Raw genomic sequence first — 14,816 nt, 5'->3', positions numbered from 1 at the left:
AAATTAAGGGCAGCCTGAGCTGCCCTTGTTTATGCATGACCAAGTTGTTTTTGTTTGACCTGTTCCCATTGCCACCAGCCATAAGCAGCCAGTCCAACAAAGGCAGCATATAAAGCTGCGGTTAAAAACAGCTCTTTATAACTAAACATCCCGACATAGAAAATGTTGACGAAGATCCATAAGATCCAGGTCGCAATATGTTTACGACTGGTCCAGTAAGTTGCCAATAAACTAAATGCCACCAGTTGCGAATCCAGCATTGGTACCGCAGCATCAGTAAAATGCTTGAGAATAAGACCAAACAGGAAACCACCCAGCACGGCGAGGCCGAGTTGTAGCAGTACAGTTTTAGTGGCAATCGTTTCAATCCGAATCTCATGATCTTGGCGTTTACCTTTTAACCAATAATAAAAGCCATAAATATTCATCAGGATAAAGAAGAATTGTAGAAGTGTTTCTCCATATAATTTGACCGTAAAGAAAAAACAGGCATACAGCGCACAGGCAATAAAATTAAACCACCAACACCACATATTCCGTCGGATGGTCAAAGTTACACCAATAACACTAATAATCACTGCAATAATTTCTAGAGGAGACAAGAGCACACTTCTTTCATAATTGAATGGCATTATTATGGAAAAATATTCGATTTAAGCAATCACAAATTCTGCCTTTGCACTGATTATATTTTTATCTTTATTTGAGAAAATGCCTATTTTTCAAGCAGCCCCTATGCTATAAAAGATCATAACCATCTTCGAATGTCTTATATGTTTAAGCCTGAAGTTTCCTCTCTACGTCCAAATGCGATTGCGCATGACATTGCTGTCTATGCGGCATGGCGATGTGTCTACGCGTTACTGCGAGGGGACTTTATATATTTCAGATGATGACACTCTAAAACATCAATTGAACTCAAAGGTCGCCTCTGTAGCGACCTTTTTTATTGTCTTAATTTTACCGTTGTTATAACAGGAATCATGCCATGACACAGTTACCCGAAAAGAATATTCTCTCCATGCCACAGCTACAACCGGCTGTAGCCCCTGTCACCCCTCGCCTTGCTACAGTCGGTCAATTCATTGCCGTGGTGCTGATCTGGTCTTTCACACCTTTAGCTGCCGTCTGGACAGTGCATGAAATTCATTGGGCGTGGGGATTATTCTTGCGATTTAGTCTGGCTATTCCACTGGCATTGGCATGCCTGCTTTATTTTCGCTTGAAACTGACGATCAATAAAACTGCGCTGCTGAGTTATAGTGCAGGGGCAATTGGACTGTTCGGCTCCATGACCTTTTGTTATCTGGGCGCAACACGCGTGTCTTCCGGCATGATCTCGATTATTTATGGGACAGCACCGTTATGGTCTGGGCTAATCGCAGTCTTTATTCTAAAACGCGAACATTTCCTCAAACGTCAATGGTATGGACTTAGCCTAGCTATTTTTGGGCTCTTTCTCACCTTAGGGATTGGTGCAGCACATATCCAGCTAGATACGCTCGGCGTCATTTATGAAATCATCGCCGTATTGCTCTATGTCCTGTCCATGTTTGCAGTTGCACAGATTGGTGCGGGAATTCACCCGATTATTCAGACAACAGGTTCAACTATCGTTTCATGGTTGGGATATCTATGTTTATTACCATTTTTCCTTAGCCATGCCCCCACCCAGCTCCCGAGTCTACAAACAAACTTGGCCTTGTTGTATAGCGCATTATTTTCGTCAGTACTGGCCATGATTTTTTACTTTCATTTGATCCAGAGACTGAACCCGACCACGGTGATGCTAATTACAATCTTAACACCCGTACTTGCGACTTGTTGGGGGATATGGTTCAACAACGAACCTTTGAGTTCGCATCTGGTTATTGGACTAATTTTTTTATGCTTCGGCTTATTTCTTTATGCTTATCGTCGAAAATAAGGTATAGATTAGGTTTTAAAACTGGCAGGTCAATCAATACGGCCTGTCAACAATAGTATCTATCAACAAGGCACAGTAAACTATCCCGATCACATCGTGATTTCTCAAAGATTTGCTCAAGGATGAAATAATCTATGCGTTCTTACGTCTTCTGGCTCTGCTTCAGTTTGTTGTTTGTCTTGCAAGGGTGTGTATATGCCACTTCGCAATCATCATCTGTTACAGGCAAAAGCGTCGAGTTAAAACAGCGCTATTATCAGGCAAAAACAATGGCACCTGATGGAACTGTACTGGCCTTTACGGTTTATCAACCCCATTTAAAACCAGGCCAGACAGCACCTTTAATTCTACATACGCACGGCTTTGGTCTCTCCCGGATGAAACGACCAGAACTGAGCTTGTATGGTTTCCTCTTGCCAACAGGTCAGGTCGCGAAAACTGCATGGCAGAATGGCTATTGGGTGATGAGTTATGACCAGCGTGGTCACGGCGATAGCCAAGGGAAAATTCGTCTGACTGATCCAGAGAAAGAAGCCCAAGATGTCATCACCATGATGAATTGGGCAGAAAAAAACTTGCCGCAACTGGCGACAAACCAACATGGTGTGCGTACAGGCATGATCGGTGAGTCGTATGCTGGTGGCGTGCAATATATTGCTTCGGCGCTTGATCGCCGATTACAGGCCATCGTTCCTGTCACCACTTGGTATGACATCATGAATAGCCTTGCACCGAATGGTGTACCGAAAAGTAACTGGATCGGTTTTCTCAACCTGATTGGAGATTGGTGGAACTGGAATAAGTTTGATCCCGAACTCAAACAGGCTTATCTTGAAACGCAACAAGGTCAACTTAAAACATCGACCTATAATTTTCTAAAAACCCATCAAGCCAGCTGGTTTTGCAATCACGCACAGGCACCTCAAGCCGATGCACTGATTATTCAGGGTTTTAGAGATATCCTGTTTCCATTTAACGAAGGCGTAAAAGCAGCCCAATGTATCCAGCATGCTCAGCATGAAGTTCATTTGATTGGCGTACAGGGCGGGCATTTACAGCCTTTTGCACAGCATTCACCTCGAGGCAATACGCCATTTTGGTATATTGGTAAATCAGTGACCTGTGGTGATCAGCAATCCTATAACCTGCAAAAAACCATATTGGTCTGGTTCAACCAAAAGTTGAAAGATCAAGCACCCGTAACCACCCTACCAGAGGTATGTGTAGATCAAAGTCCTGTAACAACCTTAAATGATCTAACTGCAACAAACGCCTACACATTGAATAAAATATGGATAACGCCGACTGCAACTCAAGCAGTATTTGTGCCCATCCATACCGCGACCCAGCGTAGTTATATTACAGGTGCTCCACTACTCTCTTTAAAGGTAGAAGCACCATCTAAAGTAGATCCGACTCTATTTATCTCTGTTGCCATTAAATCCAAAGTCACAGGAAAATATGACGTTTTAAATGATCAAACTGCGCCGTTTAATGCTGTCCGAAAACAAAGTTATGATCAGATGATTCACGGCATAACTCAACTGGATGCACAACATTCCACGATTGAGTTACCCAGTATCAATGGGCAATTGAATCAAGGCGATACGCTAGGTTTACTCATCAATACACAGAGTATTTATTATCAGAAAATAAAACAGCCTAAAATTGAAGCATGGATTTCAGGACAAATTGTTTTACCTAAACTTTGGAGTGAAGCTGCTTCAAAATAATTATTTTTATCAAAAAACCAGCGAGAGTGAATTCTACCACTCTCGATTGGCAATCAATTCTTCCATTTCAATATCCAGATAACCGACATCTTGCACCACCATCATCATGGCTTCAGCAATATAATCTGCGGCAGTGTCATCTAAACTTGAATCTAGATCTTCAAATTGCGGTTTCATTTCGTTAATTTCGATCATGGTTTGATGCGCAAAACGATAGATTTCCGTTTCAGATAAGTCAGTACGGCTCACCTTTTTTGAAAACTTCTGGATATGCTGTTTCACTTCAGCAACGAGAATATCGGGATAATATTCATCGTCAAACATGGGGAGGAGTAAATCTTCAAACATAAAAAATAATATGCCAATAAAACGCCATGCTTATAACATAATCTAACCAAAATCACGATATTTAGACATAAAAAAAGCGGTTTTCCGACCGCTCTTTGGAACAATGCCTCTAACCCCTTATTTATAAAACAAGTTGCTGAGCATATTTCGAAAGCTGTTCAAAGCTAATGGAGGCGCCACCACAAACAATCACTAAAGCATTTTCCTGCGGCATAAAATTAATTTTTTGATCATATAAAATAGATAAGGTTGCACCGCAGGCGGGCTCAACCAGTGTGCGATGGTCATCCAAAAACTTCAAACATGCGTTCACTGCCGCTTGATCAGACACGGTGATCCCTTGAACATTGTGGTTTTGCGAAATCATAAATGCATTTTCACAGACTTGCTTCGCTGCCAATGTTGTCGCAACTCCCGTCACTTCATCTAGTTTTATATGTTTCCCTAACTTCATTGAGTTATTTAAAGAAGCGGTTCCATGGGTTTCAATCGCATAAATCGGAATATCTAAATGATTCTGAGTTAAACCTTGATGAATACCAGAGATCAAACTGCCACCGCCTACAGACAAAATAACCGCACTAGGATGAATGCCTTCAGCAATCACTTCATCAATAATATGTGCAACCCCATCCCAAAGATATTGATCATCAAATGGATGAATATAAACGGCCTTTTCATTGACATATGAAAGTGCCAACTCATTCGCTTCCATCCATGAATCATCATGAACAATGACCTCGGCACCCTGCTGCACCATCAAATCAATCGCTTTTTGCGAGGTTGTTTTAGGTACCACAACAGTGACGGGAATATTCAACATATTGCCCATATATGCCACTGAAATACCTGCATTGCCCCCAGAAGAACTAATGAATTTCTGCGCACCCTGTTCTACATATTTTAGACAAGCATTCCCGATACTACGCTGCTTAAATGAACCCGTCGGTTGTGATGATTCCATTTTCAACCAGACATTACAATTATTCAGTTCACTTAATTGACTCGACTTAATAAGTGGTGTTTTTATACTTAGTGTCACTTTTTATTCCTAATATAATGATTTTCCTATTAAATATAACATCGTTTTAAATCTTTCTTTAACCGTTTGATTCATTTCTCTGGGCATTTTTGATAGTGAATTTGACCAAACATTATCATTATTCAGCTCACTTAACTGAGATATGCTGAATATCATTCCCTTTAGCGGAAAATCGATATGAGTCACGGCCAGAAACATTACTGTTTCTGACCATTGCCCCAAAACAAGCTTTAGTCCTTTTTCGCACTTAAGCTTTTGGCAATCTTCGCCAACTCGACAAACTCCTCTCGCATTTGATAAGGATCAGGTTTCGCTGATTGTTGTGCCAATTGGATAATTTGATCCCATCCCAATGTACCATTGTACTGCCCGCCTTTTAACTGCTGGGCATAAGAAGCAACTGCGATCGCAAAACGTGTATCATTATTGGCTTGAGCAAGGGCCTTACTTTCAGCTTTTACAGTTTGGTTTAAAAGAATACTTTTTTGCTGATTTGGCAGCTTATAGCGCAGATTTACAAAAGCATACTCAGACTTTTTCGCTGGCTCTGTTTTTGCCGATGCCTGATAGCGTGAATCATTAAGCCAGCCCTGTTGACCGACTGGAACGATTTCATAAATAGCCGTGACATTATGTCCAGCGCCAATATCCCCTGCATCAACTTTATCGTTATTGAAATCTTCCTGTTTTAACATCCGATTTTCATAACCGACTAAACGATATTCTTTTACGGTTGCTGGATTAAATTCGACCTGAATTTTGACATCCTGAGCAACGGTTGCAAGCGTTGAAGAAAGCTGACGTTGTACCACTTTTTTCGCTTCATTTTTATTGTCGATATAGCTGTAATTGCCATCGCCTGCATCCGCCAGTTGTTCCATCAACTGCTCATTGTAGTTTCCTGTACCAAAACCTAATGTCGTTAAAGAAATACCACTTTTACGCTTCTCAGCCACCATGCCTTTTAAGGTACTAAAATCAGTAATACCGACATTAAAGTCACCGTCCGTCGCCAGTAAAATACGGTTAATGCCATTTTTCACAAAGGCTTTTTCAGCCTGCTTATAAGCCAGTTGAATAGCTTGCTCACCTGCGGTTGCACCACTTGCCTGTAATGCATTAATCACGGCCAATATCTTATCTTTTTGGTCACCAGCAGTTGGTTCCAGTACCAGCTTTTCACCGCTGGCATAAGTAATAATGGTGACTTTATCCTGCGCTCGAAGTTGCTCTGTCAGTAAACGCAAAGTTTGTTTAACCAAAGGCAGTTTGTCTGCTGCATCCATACTGCCCGAGACATCAACTAAAAATACCAGATTGGCAGGTGGCAATTGTTTAGTGCTTAAATCTTTGGCTTGAATCCCGATTTTGATCAGTTTGGCATTTTCTTTCCACGGCGAATCCACCGTTTCAGTCGTGACTGAAAATGGATGAATACTATTGGGTTGTGGATACTGATAATCAAAATAGTTAATCATCTCCTCGGCACGGATGGCATCGACAGGCGGTAAACGACCATCATTTAAGAAACGACGTGTGTTGGTATAGCTACCTGTATCCACATCGATACTAAAAGTTGAAACGGCTTGATCAGCAACACGGTGAACTGGATTGACCTCATTTTTTTGGTATTTTTCAGTGTTCTGTTCTAAACGTGGTCTTTCCATGGTCGGCATGACTGCAATATAAGATGCTGGTGCGATCATCTTACGCGTTTGTGCCAGTCGTTGATTTGACATGGTCATCGGTGCTGGCGACACAGGGATCGCAGTTTCAATTGCAGCTTGATCGTACTGTTTAACAGGTGTACTACACGCCGCCATCATACAGCTGAGTGCAGTTAAGAAGAATATTTTTGTTGACTGATGCATTATGAAAACTCCCCAATTCTAATTCGTTTTTTCAAATAAAGTCGCTATACAAAGAATTGTATGCAAAAAAAGAAAGATACACCGTATTCGAATGTATCTTTCAAGAATGGCTGATCAATGATCTAAACTGTTGTTTTACTCAATCGCATAATTGATGGTCACCACCACACGGGCAATTTTATTAATGGTGGCTTTGTCATAAGCGCCACCATAATCACTGTCATCATCCGAGCCACTTTCTGGCAGGATATAAAATGCACCTTGGCTGGCTGAACGCATCATCCCCACTTTCACACCACCCACTTTGGCAAACTCATTGGCACGGCTATAGGCATTCTTGGTGGCATTGGCAATTAAAGACATTTTGATTTCTTCCAGATTCGATACTAGATATTCAGGTTTCTGTTCAATTGCAATTCCTTTTTCATCAAGGAGATAAGCTTCTTTGGCCGCTTGTTCAATCTTTTTAATATCACGGCTCGCAATGACTAAGGATTGTAATGCCATATAGCCTTTAAACTCACGATTGATTCGCCCTTCTCCCATATTCACTTCTTCATAATAGGGCTGAGAACTTTTATTTCCTAGTTGCATATCAGCCGCTTTAAAACCATGCTCTACAAAAAAGCTTTGTAATTCTTTCATTTGTTGATCAAGCAATTGATACGCCTGCGGAATCGTGTCAGATGTGTGGCTTGTTTGTAAGTGAATCTCCCAGCGTGCTGAATCAGCCTGAATTGGTTTTTCAGCCAAGCCTTTGACTGTAATTGAATTTTTGGTGCTATTAAATTGTTTCAGTGCATAGCCCATGACACCAGCAGAAATAATAAATCCAAGACTCAGAATGAGTGCAAACACCCATAAACTTTTATATGTAATTGTTTTATTTTGCATTTTTAATATCACTTAGTTTATTTTATAGCCTTGTTATATTTAATCTGATCAGGCAAGTCAATAGAGCCCTTGCGCTCTACTGACATCTTAGTTGCTTTTAAGCCTGCATCATTTTCCAGACTTTTATCGCATCGCTCGTGGCTTTTACATCGTGTGCCCGAACGATACTTGCCCCTTGCTGAATACTTAAAAGGTGCCCTGTCACACTGCCCACTACACGCTCTTGAGCAGGTACACTATTTAAAGCTTCGCCAATAAAACGTTTTCGTGATAGGCCCGATAAGATCGGATAGCCCATTCGATTGAGCTTCCAAAACTCATTCAGTAATTGGAAATTTTGCTGTACATTTTTGGCAAAACCAAAACCTGGATCGATAATAATATTTTCAGGTTTAACTCCAACCGCAATGGCCTGATCCAGACGTTGTTGTAACTCCTGAATCACATCTTCGGTTACATCCTCATACTGATCCAACTGATTCATATTGGTCGGTTCACCACGCATGTGCATCATTACCACAGGGATATTTAACTCGGCAGCAGTTTCTAAGGCTTGTGGTCGGGTTAAGGCACGTACATCATTCCAGATATGCGCACCTGCTTGGATGGCAGCACGCATGACTTCAGGCTGACTGGTATCAATCGACATGATCACATCATATTTTGATAATGCCTCAACCACAGGAATGACACGGCGGAGTTCTTCCTCCAATGCTACAGGTGATGCATTTGGGCGTGTAGACTCACCACCAATATCAATAATGCTCGCCCCATCTTCAATCATTTGTAAGGCATGCTGAATCGCCTGATCTTTCTGGTGGTGCTGCCCGCCATCACTAAATGAATCAGGCGTAACATTCAAGATTCCCATCACCTGAGGTTGTGAAAGGTCTAAACTTAAACGACCACAAGGTAAATGAATTTGGGGTAATGGCATTAACTGCATCATCAAAACTCTTCGCACTTTAACCGGCCTAGTTTAACAACACAGATTATCGCGCGTTGCTGATTTATTTTCAGTTTAGCTCAAAATCCAGACAAAAAAAGAGCGACCGAAGCCGCTCTTTTTATCTAATCTTTGATTAGCCCATTGCTGGTAATGGTGGTGGTGTAGATGGACCATCTTTCGGTGGTTCAAATGCAGCCACTGGATTATCAGCAACATAAACTTTAGGTGGTTGCGGTTCACGACCTTCCATGATGTCACGGATCTGGTCACGATCGATTGTTTCCCAATCCATCAACGCTTTCACCATTGCATGTGCGATATCTTTGTTATTTTCCAAGATGTCACGTGCAACTTTATATTGCTCATCCAAGATACGACGAACTTCTTCATCTACCTTTTGTTGAGTCGCTTCAGAAATTGTACGGCTACCGACATTACCGAAGAAACCATTCTGGTTTTCATCTTCATAAACCATGACGCCAAGCTTATCTGACATACCATATTTGGTCACCATTGCACGCGCCATTTTAGTTGCACGTTCAAAGTCGTTAGATGCACCTGTCGACATTTGGTTAATAAAGACTTCTTCCGCGATACGACCACCAAACAAGATTGAAAGTTCATTCAACATCTTATCTTTATAGTGGCTGGTCTGATCTTGCTCAGGAAGCTGCCAAGTCACACCCAATGCCCAACCGCGTGGCATGATCGTTACTTTATGCACAGGGTCTGTACCCGGTAAAATCTCAGCAACAATCGCATGTCCCGCTTCATGGTAAGCCGTTGCACGACGTTCTTCTTCACGGATGACCATCGATTTACGTTCAGGACCCATGTAGATCTTGTCTTTAGCATCTTCAAAGTCATGCATATCAACCGTATTTTTATTACGGCGAGCAGCAAACAATGCAGCTTCATTGACTAAGTTTGCAAGTTGCGCACCTGAGAAGCCCGGTGTACCACGTGCAAGAACTTTAAGATCCACACCTGTCACTGAAGGAAGTTTCTTCAAGTGAACATTCAAGATTTGTTCACGACCACGGATGTCTGGTAAACCAACCATCACTTGACGGTCAAAACGGCCTGGACGAAGTAATGCTTTATCCAATACGTCTACACGGTTGGTCGCAGCAATCACGATCACGCCTTCATTGCCTTCAAAACCATCCATCTCAACAAGCATTTGGTTCAAGGTTTGTTCACGCTCATCATGACCACCACCTGTGCCCGAACCACGATGACGACCCACTGCATCAATCTCATCAATAAAGATGATACATGGCGCATGACGTTTCGCTTGTTCGAACATGTCACGAACACGAGAAGCACCGACACCGACAAACATCTCAACGAAGTCAGAACCAGAGATACTAAAGAATGGAACTTTAGCTTCACCAGCAATTGCTTTCGCTAATAATGTTTTACCCGTACCTGGAGGACCAACCATAAGCACACCACGTGGAATGGTTGCACCAAGGCGTTTAAATTTGGCTGGGTCTTTTAAGAAATCAACGATTTCAACCACTTCTTGTTTTGCTTCATCACAGCCAGCTACGTCACTAAATGTTAACTTGATTTGATCTTCAGATAACATTTTCGCTTTTGACTTACCAAAGCTCATAGGACCGTTTTTACCACCAGCACCACCGCCCATATTACGCATGAAGAACATGAATAATAAGATGATGAGTAATACTGGGAAACTTGCAATGAGAAGTTGCATCAAAATGCCTTGACGTTGCGGTGCTGTGCCCTCAACCACTACATTTTGTTTATTTAAGCTTGGTAGCAACTCAGTGTCTTCTACTTGTGGACGAACCGTCTCAAAAGAAGAACCATTGGTTTTTTCACCATTAATATTTAAACCGTCGATTGTGACTTGTTTAATTTGCCCAGCATTCACCGCTGCAACGAAATCAGAATATTTCATCGCTGCAGGCTTATTGCGGTCACTGACGTTGCTAAAAATCAAAATCAGAACACCGAGTATGATGAGCCACAATACGGCATTCTTGAAGTAATCGCTCAAGGCTTTATTCCCATATCAATCTAATTTGATCATACCTAATCTTGGCTGACCTTCACAAAAACAGCAATGAATTTGCGTTGCAAAAAACTTAAAAGGTACAAAATGCACAATTTTTAACAACTTGGCAAGTACACTTTTATTGCAATGCCTTTTTACGACCTTGACCAATCAAAAAAACTTCTTTCGATCGAGCACGTGATGCCGCAGGTTTGGCTGTTTTTAATACATCAAAACTATCGACCACCTGTTTTCGGAATTCGTCAAATCCTGAACCTTGGAACACTTTAACAATAAACTGTCCGTTTGGTCCGAGAACTTTCTGAGCAAAATCCAAAGCCAATTCACATAAGTAAATCTGACGCGGTTGATCAACAGCCCTATTACCTGATGTATTGGGGGCCATATCCGAAATTACAACGTCTACTTGACGCCCATTTAAAATATTTAACAATTTTTCGAAAACTTCTTCTTCACGGAAGTCACCTTGCAAGAAGGTCACGTCTGGAAGTGCATCCATTTCCAAGATATCTGATGCAATCACCAGACCATTGGCACCAACCAATTTACCTGCAATTTGTGACCAGCTTCCTGGCGCTGCACCCAAGTCAACCACGGTCATGCCGGGCTTGATCATTTTATATTTTTCTTGGATTTCAAGTAACTTATACGCCGCACGTGCGCGATAACCTTCCTTTTGTGCTTTTTTTACAAAGGGGTCATCTAAATGCTCTCTCATCCATGCACGACTGCTTTTAGACAATTTTTGATTGGTAATGCGTGTCGCCATAACTCACTAAATTTCAAAAAACTTCTGATGAGTCATTGTACGTGAAAATTACGCCCATTACAGTACGGATGTACTTCATTCACACGAACTTTTACAGATTTTTTTCGATCATCCTGATTGGTTATTTCAGCAATTTTTCACATATTTGTTTGAAGTGTCTGTCTGCTGAATCTATCTTAGAATCGGGATGCAAGTTATACTAGGTCGTTTTTCGAATCAGGTATTTTTAATGGCGGCTTTATCTATCCATGAACGTAAGCGTTTACGTCAAATCGGTCATGCACTTAATCCAGTTGTAATGATTGGTAGCCAAGGTCTTACAGAAAACGTCATTGAAGAAACAAATCGTGCGTTAAACGACCACGAATTGATTAAAGTGAAAATTGCGGGTGAAGACCGTGATGCACGTGGTGCAGTGATTGACGCGATTGTAGAAGCAACTGGCGCCGAATCTGTACAAAAGATTGGTAAAATTGTTCTGCTTTATAAAAAAGCGGCGAAACAAAACCAGCACTTGTCTAATTTAGTTCGTTTTGCTCACTTAAGTAATAAGTAATTACGATGGCGAGTTATGAACTATCCGCTTTTGATCGCTTTAGTGCCATTACGGTCGTTGGGGCGATTGAGCAACAAACACCAGCAACCTTAAATGTTGGTTTTTGGGTTCGTGACCCAAATCAATTTTTGATTTACCCAGATCAGGTTACGGCGCATCCACGCCATGATTTTTTATGGGAACAGACGTGCTTTGAAATTTTTGTGGGCGTGAAAGATGAAGATTTCTACCGAGAAATCAATCTTTCCCCTTCTCAAGCGTGGCAAGTCTATCAATTTGAAGAATATCGTTTCCCTGAAGATATGCCGCCTGTCGCTGCATATGATATTGAACTGAACCATTTGCAACGCACTCATTATGGTTTGAATGTCAGTCTGGATTTCTCCCAGTTTATGCGTCAGCATCAACTTAAATGGACTGACATTTATATCGGTTTAACCGCTGTATTCAATACCACTCAAGGTATGCATTATTTTGCAATGCAGCACAGCAGTCCTCAAGCTGACTTCCATAACAAGCGTGACTGGTTACATCAGTTTTAATATTTTAAGCAGAAAAAAAAGCGAGAAAAATTCTCGCTTTTTTTAATTTCCGAACAATTAGCTTGTACGGACTTTATTCCATGCTTCAACAGCCTGCTCTTTGGTACGCTTAAAACTACCGACCAATGTATCTTTATGCTTCACTGAAATCTGGCTAATGTCATCTTTCAGTTCTTTGCTGACTTTGGTTAAGTCTTCAATCAATGCATTCAATTCAGTTTTCAATGCATTTTTCAATTCAAGTAAATTGCCTTGAGATGAATTCAGTTGAGTTTTGATGACTTCAATACGTTCTAAAAGATCCTGCTTGATTTGGGCAAACTGGTTTTGAACATTTTGATTTAACTCTTTTGCTTCAGTCTCAATTTTTTCCTGAGTTTCCGCCAAAGCTTCTTTCACTTGACCTTGAGTTTCAGCGATCACTTCTTTCGCCTGTTCTTGCGTTTCAGCAATCACTTCTTTTGCTTTTGCTGTTTTTTCTGCGACAACTTCTTTCGCTTTCGCAGTTTTCTCAGCCACAGCAGTCTTCACTTCAGCAGTTTTTTCAGCAGCAACTTCTTTTGCCTTCGTTGTTTTCTCAACGATTGCTTCTTTCACTTCTTCAGCCGTTACAGGTGTCGTTTGATTCTCAGCCATTTGGATTCCCCTCTTTATTGATTGTTAATTTTGGCTGTGTATAGGATAAAACGGTCACTTCTTAAACACTAAAAAAATTGTTAGACAATTTGCATAATATCTCATGATAACCATATCAACGTGATAGATTTGGCAATAGACACCGATCTAACCGCATTGGAGAAGAAATCGTGTAATTCCTGATTTTAATAAATAAAAACACATAGACTTTTCACGCACTCATGCGTATAATGCGCTGTTAAGTTACAAGCGAGCAGACTGGAAGGAGGGGCATGTTTTTTTAAGACGGCCTGCCTTTTTTTATGTCTTCTCGCTTTTTTACAGCCTTATTTTTGTGGTCTTAGTTCAGGAGCTTTGGTTTGAGCACCCCCGCCATTTTAGCCCTCGCAGATGGAACGATCTTTAAAGGAACGTCTATCGGTGCATCGGGTAGTACGACTGGTGAAGTCGTTTTTAACACTGCCATGACTGGTTATCAAGAAATTTTGACCGACCCAAGCTACGCACAACAAATTGTGACGTTGACTTATCCTCATATTGGAAATACTGGCTGTAATAGTGAAGACGTTGAATCAGGTCGCATCCATAAGGTATGGGCGAATGGTTTGATTATCCGTGATCTTCCTTTATTGCACAGCAACTTCCGTTCTGAACAATCATTAAGTGAATACCTAGAGCAACATAATGTGGTTGCCATCGCAGATATCGATACCCGCAAATTGACACGTATTCTTCGTGACAAAGGTGCACAAAACGGTTGTATCCTTGCTGGCGAAAATATTACAGAAGAACAAGCTATTGCGAAAGCACGTGAATTCGGCGGTTTAAACGGTCTCGATCTTGCGAAAGAATGCTGTGATCCTGAAGGTTTTGAATGGACTGAAGGTTCTTGGACTTTAGGTCAGGGTTTCACTCAACCAGAATTAAAATATCATGTTGTTGCATACGATTATGGTGTCAAAACCAACATCTTACGTATGCTTGCAGACCGTGGCTGTAAATTGACAGTTGTTCCTGCACAAACACCTGCTGAAAAAGTTCTCGCTTTAAATCCAGATGGCGTGTTCTTGTCAAATGGTCCGGGTGACCCAGCAGCATGTGATTATGCAATCGAAGCAGTAAAAACAATTGTTGAAACGACAACATTACCTGTATTTGGTATTTGTTTAGGTCATCAGATTTTAGCACTCGCTTCTGGCGCAAAAACCATGAAAATGAATCATGGTCATCACGGCGCGAACCATCCTGTACAAAACCTTGAGAACGGTACAGTGATGATTACTTCTCAAAACCACGGCTTTGCTGTCGATGAGAGTACTTTACCAGCAAACTTGAAAGTGACACACCGTTCACTGTTTGATGGTACAAACCAAGGTATTCATCGTACTGACAAACCAGCATTCAGCTTCCAGGGTCACCCTGAAGCCAGCCCTGGTCCACATGACTGTGCTCCGTTGTTCGATCATTTCATCGAACTTATCGAAGCAGCTAAGAAGTAATTA

The 14,816-nt window shown here is 41.3% G+C and carries 14 protein-coding genes; 5 read left to right on the top strand and 9 right to left on the bottom strand.

Going from position 1 to position 14,816, the window contains the following annotated elements; genetic code table 11:
* Positions 1-29: 29 nt before the first annotated feature.
* Positions 30-602 carry a nicotinamide riboside transporter PnuC gene (gene pnuC, locus EC846_RS13490; RefSeq protein WP_213071318.1) on the bottom strand — a complete coding sequence of 191 codons (573 nt, stop codon included), beginning with the start codon at positions 600-602 and terminating at the stop codon, positions 30-32.
* Positions 603-988: 386 nt separating this feature from the next.
* Between pnuC and EC846_RS13485 the strand changes: the two genes are divergently transcribed.
* Together EC846_RS13485 and EC846_RS13480 are read left to right on the top strand one after the other, a co-directional pair.
* Positions 989-1,927: a DMT family transporter gene (locus tag EC846_RS13485; protein ID WP_123775466.1), complete on the top strand. Its 939-nt coding sequence runs from the start codon at positions 989-991 to the stop codon at positions 1,925-1,927.
* A gap of 134 nt (positions 1,928-2,061) precedes the next feature.
* Entirely contained in the window at positions 2,062-3,660 is a 1,599-nt protein-coding gene (locus EC846_RS13480) for an alpha/beta hydrolase family protein (protein ID WP_123775465.1), read from the top strand.
* 33 nt (positions 3,661-3,693) lie between these two features.
* Here the strand turns inward: EC846_RS13480 and EC846_RS13475 are convergent, their stop codons facing one another.
* The 7 genes from EC846_RS13475 to rlmE form a co-directional block, all read right to left on the bottom strand.
* On the bottom strand, positions 3,694-4,008 hold the full coding sequence (locus EC846_RS13475) for a DUF5713 family protein (RefSeq protein WP_032870273.1): 315 nt from the start codon (positions 4,006-4,008) through the stop codon (positions 3,694-3,696).
* A gap of 121 nt (positions 4,009-4,129) precedes the next feature.
* A complete protein-coding gene (locus tag EC846_RS13470; RefSeq protein WP_123775464.1) occupies positions 4,130-5,050 on the bottom strand; it encodes a pyridoxal-phosphate dependent enzyme in 921 nt (306 codons plus the stop codon).
* 230 nt (positions 5,051-5,280) lie between these two features.
* Positions 5,281-6,921: a vWA domain-containing protein gene (locus EC846_RS13465; RefSeq protein WP_123775463.1), complete on the bottom strand. Its 1,641-nt coding sequence runs from the start codon at positions 6,919-6,921 to the stop codon at positions 5,281-5,283.
* A gap of 135 nt (positions 6,922-7,056) precedes the next feature.
* Positions 7,057-7,815 carry an SIMPL domain-containing protein gene (locus EC846_RS13460; RefSeq protein WP_123775462.1) on the bottom strand — a complete coding sequence of 253 codons (759 nt, stop codon included), beginning with the start codon at positions 7,813-7,815 and terminating at the stop codon, positions 7,057-7,059.
* 97 nt (positions 7,816-7,912) lie between these two features.
* Positions 7,913-8,761, bottom strand: coding sequence for a dihydropteroate synthase (gene folP / locus EC846_RS13455; RefSeq protein WP_123775603.1), 849 nt, complete (start codon positions 8,759-8,761; stop codon positions 7,913-7,915).
* A 136-nt stretch (positions 8,762-8,897) separates the two neighbouring features.
* Positions 8,898-10,793 carry an ATP-dependent zinc metalloprotease FtsH gene (gene ftsH / locus EC846_RS13450; RefSeq protein WP_004651936.1) on the bottom strand — a complete coding sequence of 632 codons (1,896 nt, stop codon included), beginning with the start codon at positions 10,791-10,793 and terminating at the stop codon, positions 8,898-8,900.
* 136 nt (positions 10,794-10,929) lie between these two features.
* Complete coding sequence (rlmE, locus tag EC846_RS13445; RefSeq protein ID WP_004774825.1) at positions 10,930-11,580, bottom strand: 23S rRNA (uridine(2552)-2'-O)-methyltransferase RlmE; 651 nt, start codon at positions 11,578-11,580, stop codon at positions 10,930-10,932.
* 229 nt (positions 11,581-11,809) lie between these two features.
* Between rlmE and yhbY the strand changes: the two genes are divergently transcribed.
* On the top strand, positions 11,810-12,136 hold the full coding sequence (gene yhbY, locus EC846_RS13440) for a ribosome assembly RNA-binding protein YhbY (protein WP_004774823.1): 327 nt from the start codon (positions 11,810-11,812) through the stop codon (positions 12,134-12,136).
* Positions 12,137-12,141: 5 nt separating this feature from the next.
* Complete coding sequence (locus tag EC846_RS13435; protein ID WP_123775461.1) at positions 12,142-12,678, top strand: DOMON-like domain-containing protein; 537 nt, start codon at positions 12,142-12,144, stop codon at positions 12,676-12,678.
* A gap of 57 nt (positions 12,679-12,735) precedes the next feature.
* Here the strand turns inward: EC846_RS13435 and EC846_RS13430 are convergent, their stop codons facing one another.
* Positions 12,736-13,314 (bottom strand): hypothetical protein, encoded by a 579-nt coding sequence (locus EC846_RS13430; protein ID WP_004774819.1) that lies wholly within the window; start codon positions 13,312-13,314, stop codon positions 12,736-12,738.
* 359 nt (positions 13,315-13,673) lie between these two features.
* Here EC846_RS13430 and carA point away from each other — a divergent pair, with 359 nt between their 5' ends.
* Positions 13,674-14,813 (top strand): glutamine-hydrolyzing carbamoyl-phosphate synthase small subunit, encoded by a 1,140-nt coding sequence (carA, locus tag EC846_RS13425; RefSeq protein ID WP_004774818.1) that lies wholly within the window; start codon positions 13,674-13,676, stop codon positions 14,811-14,813.
* Positions 14,814-14,816: the final 3 nt, after the last annotated feature.

The organism is Acinetobacter sp. BIGb0102, assembly GCF_003815055.1.
Lineage (GTDB): Bacteria > Pseudomonadota > Gammaproteobacteria > Pseudomonadales > Moraxellaceae > Acinetobacter > Acinetobacter vivianii.
Note: the sequence above shows the minus strand (reverse complement) of the source record. Positions and strands in the feature narration are given on the sequence as shown.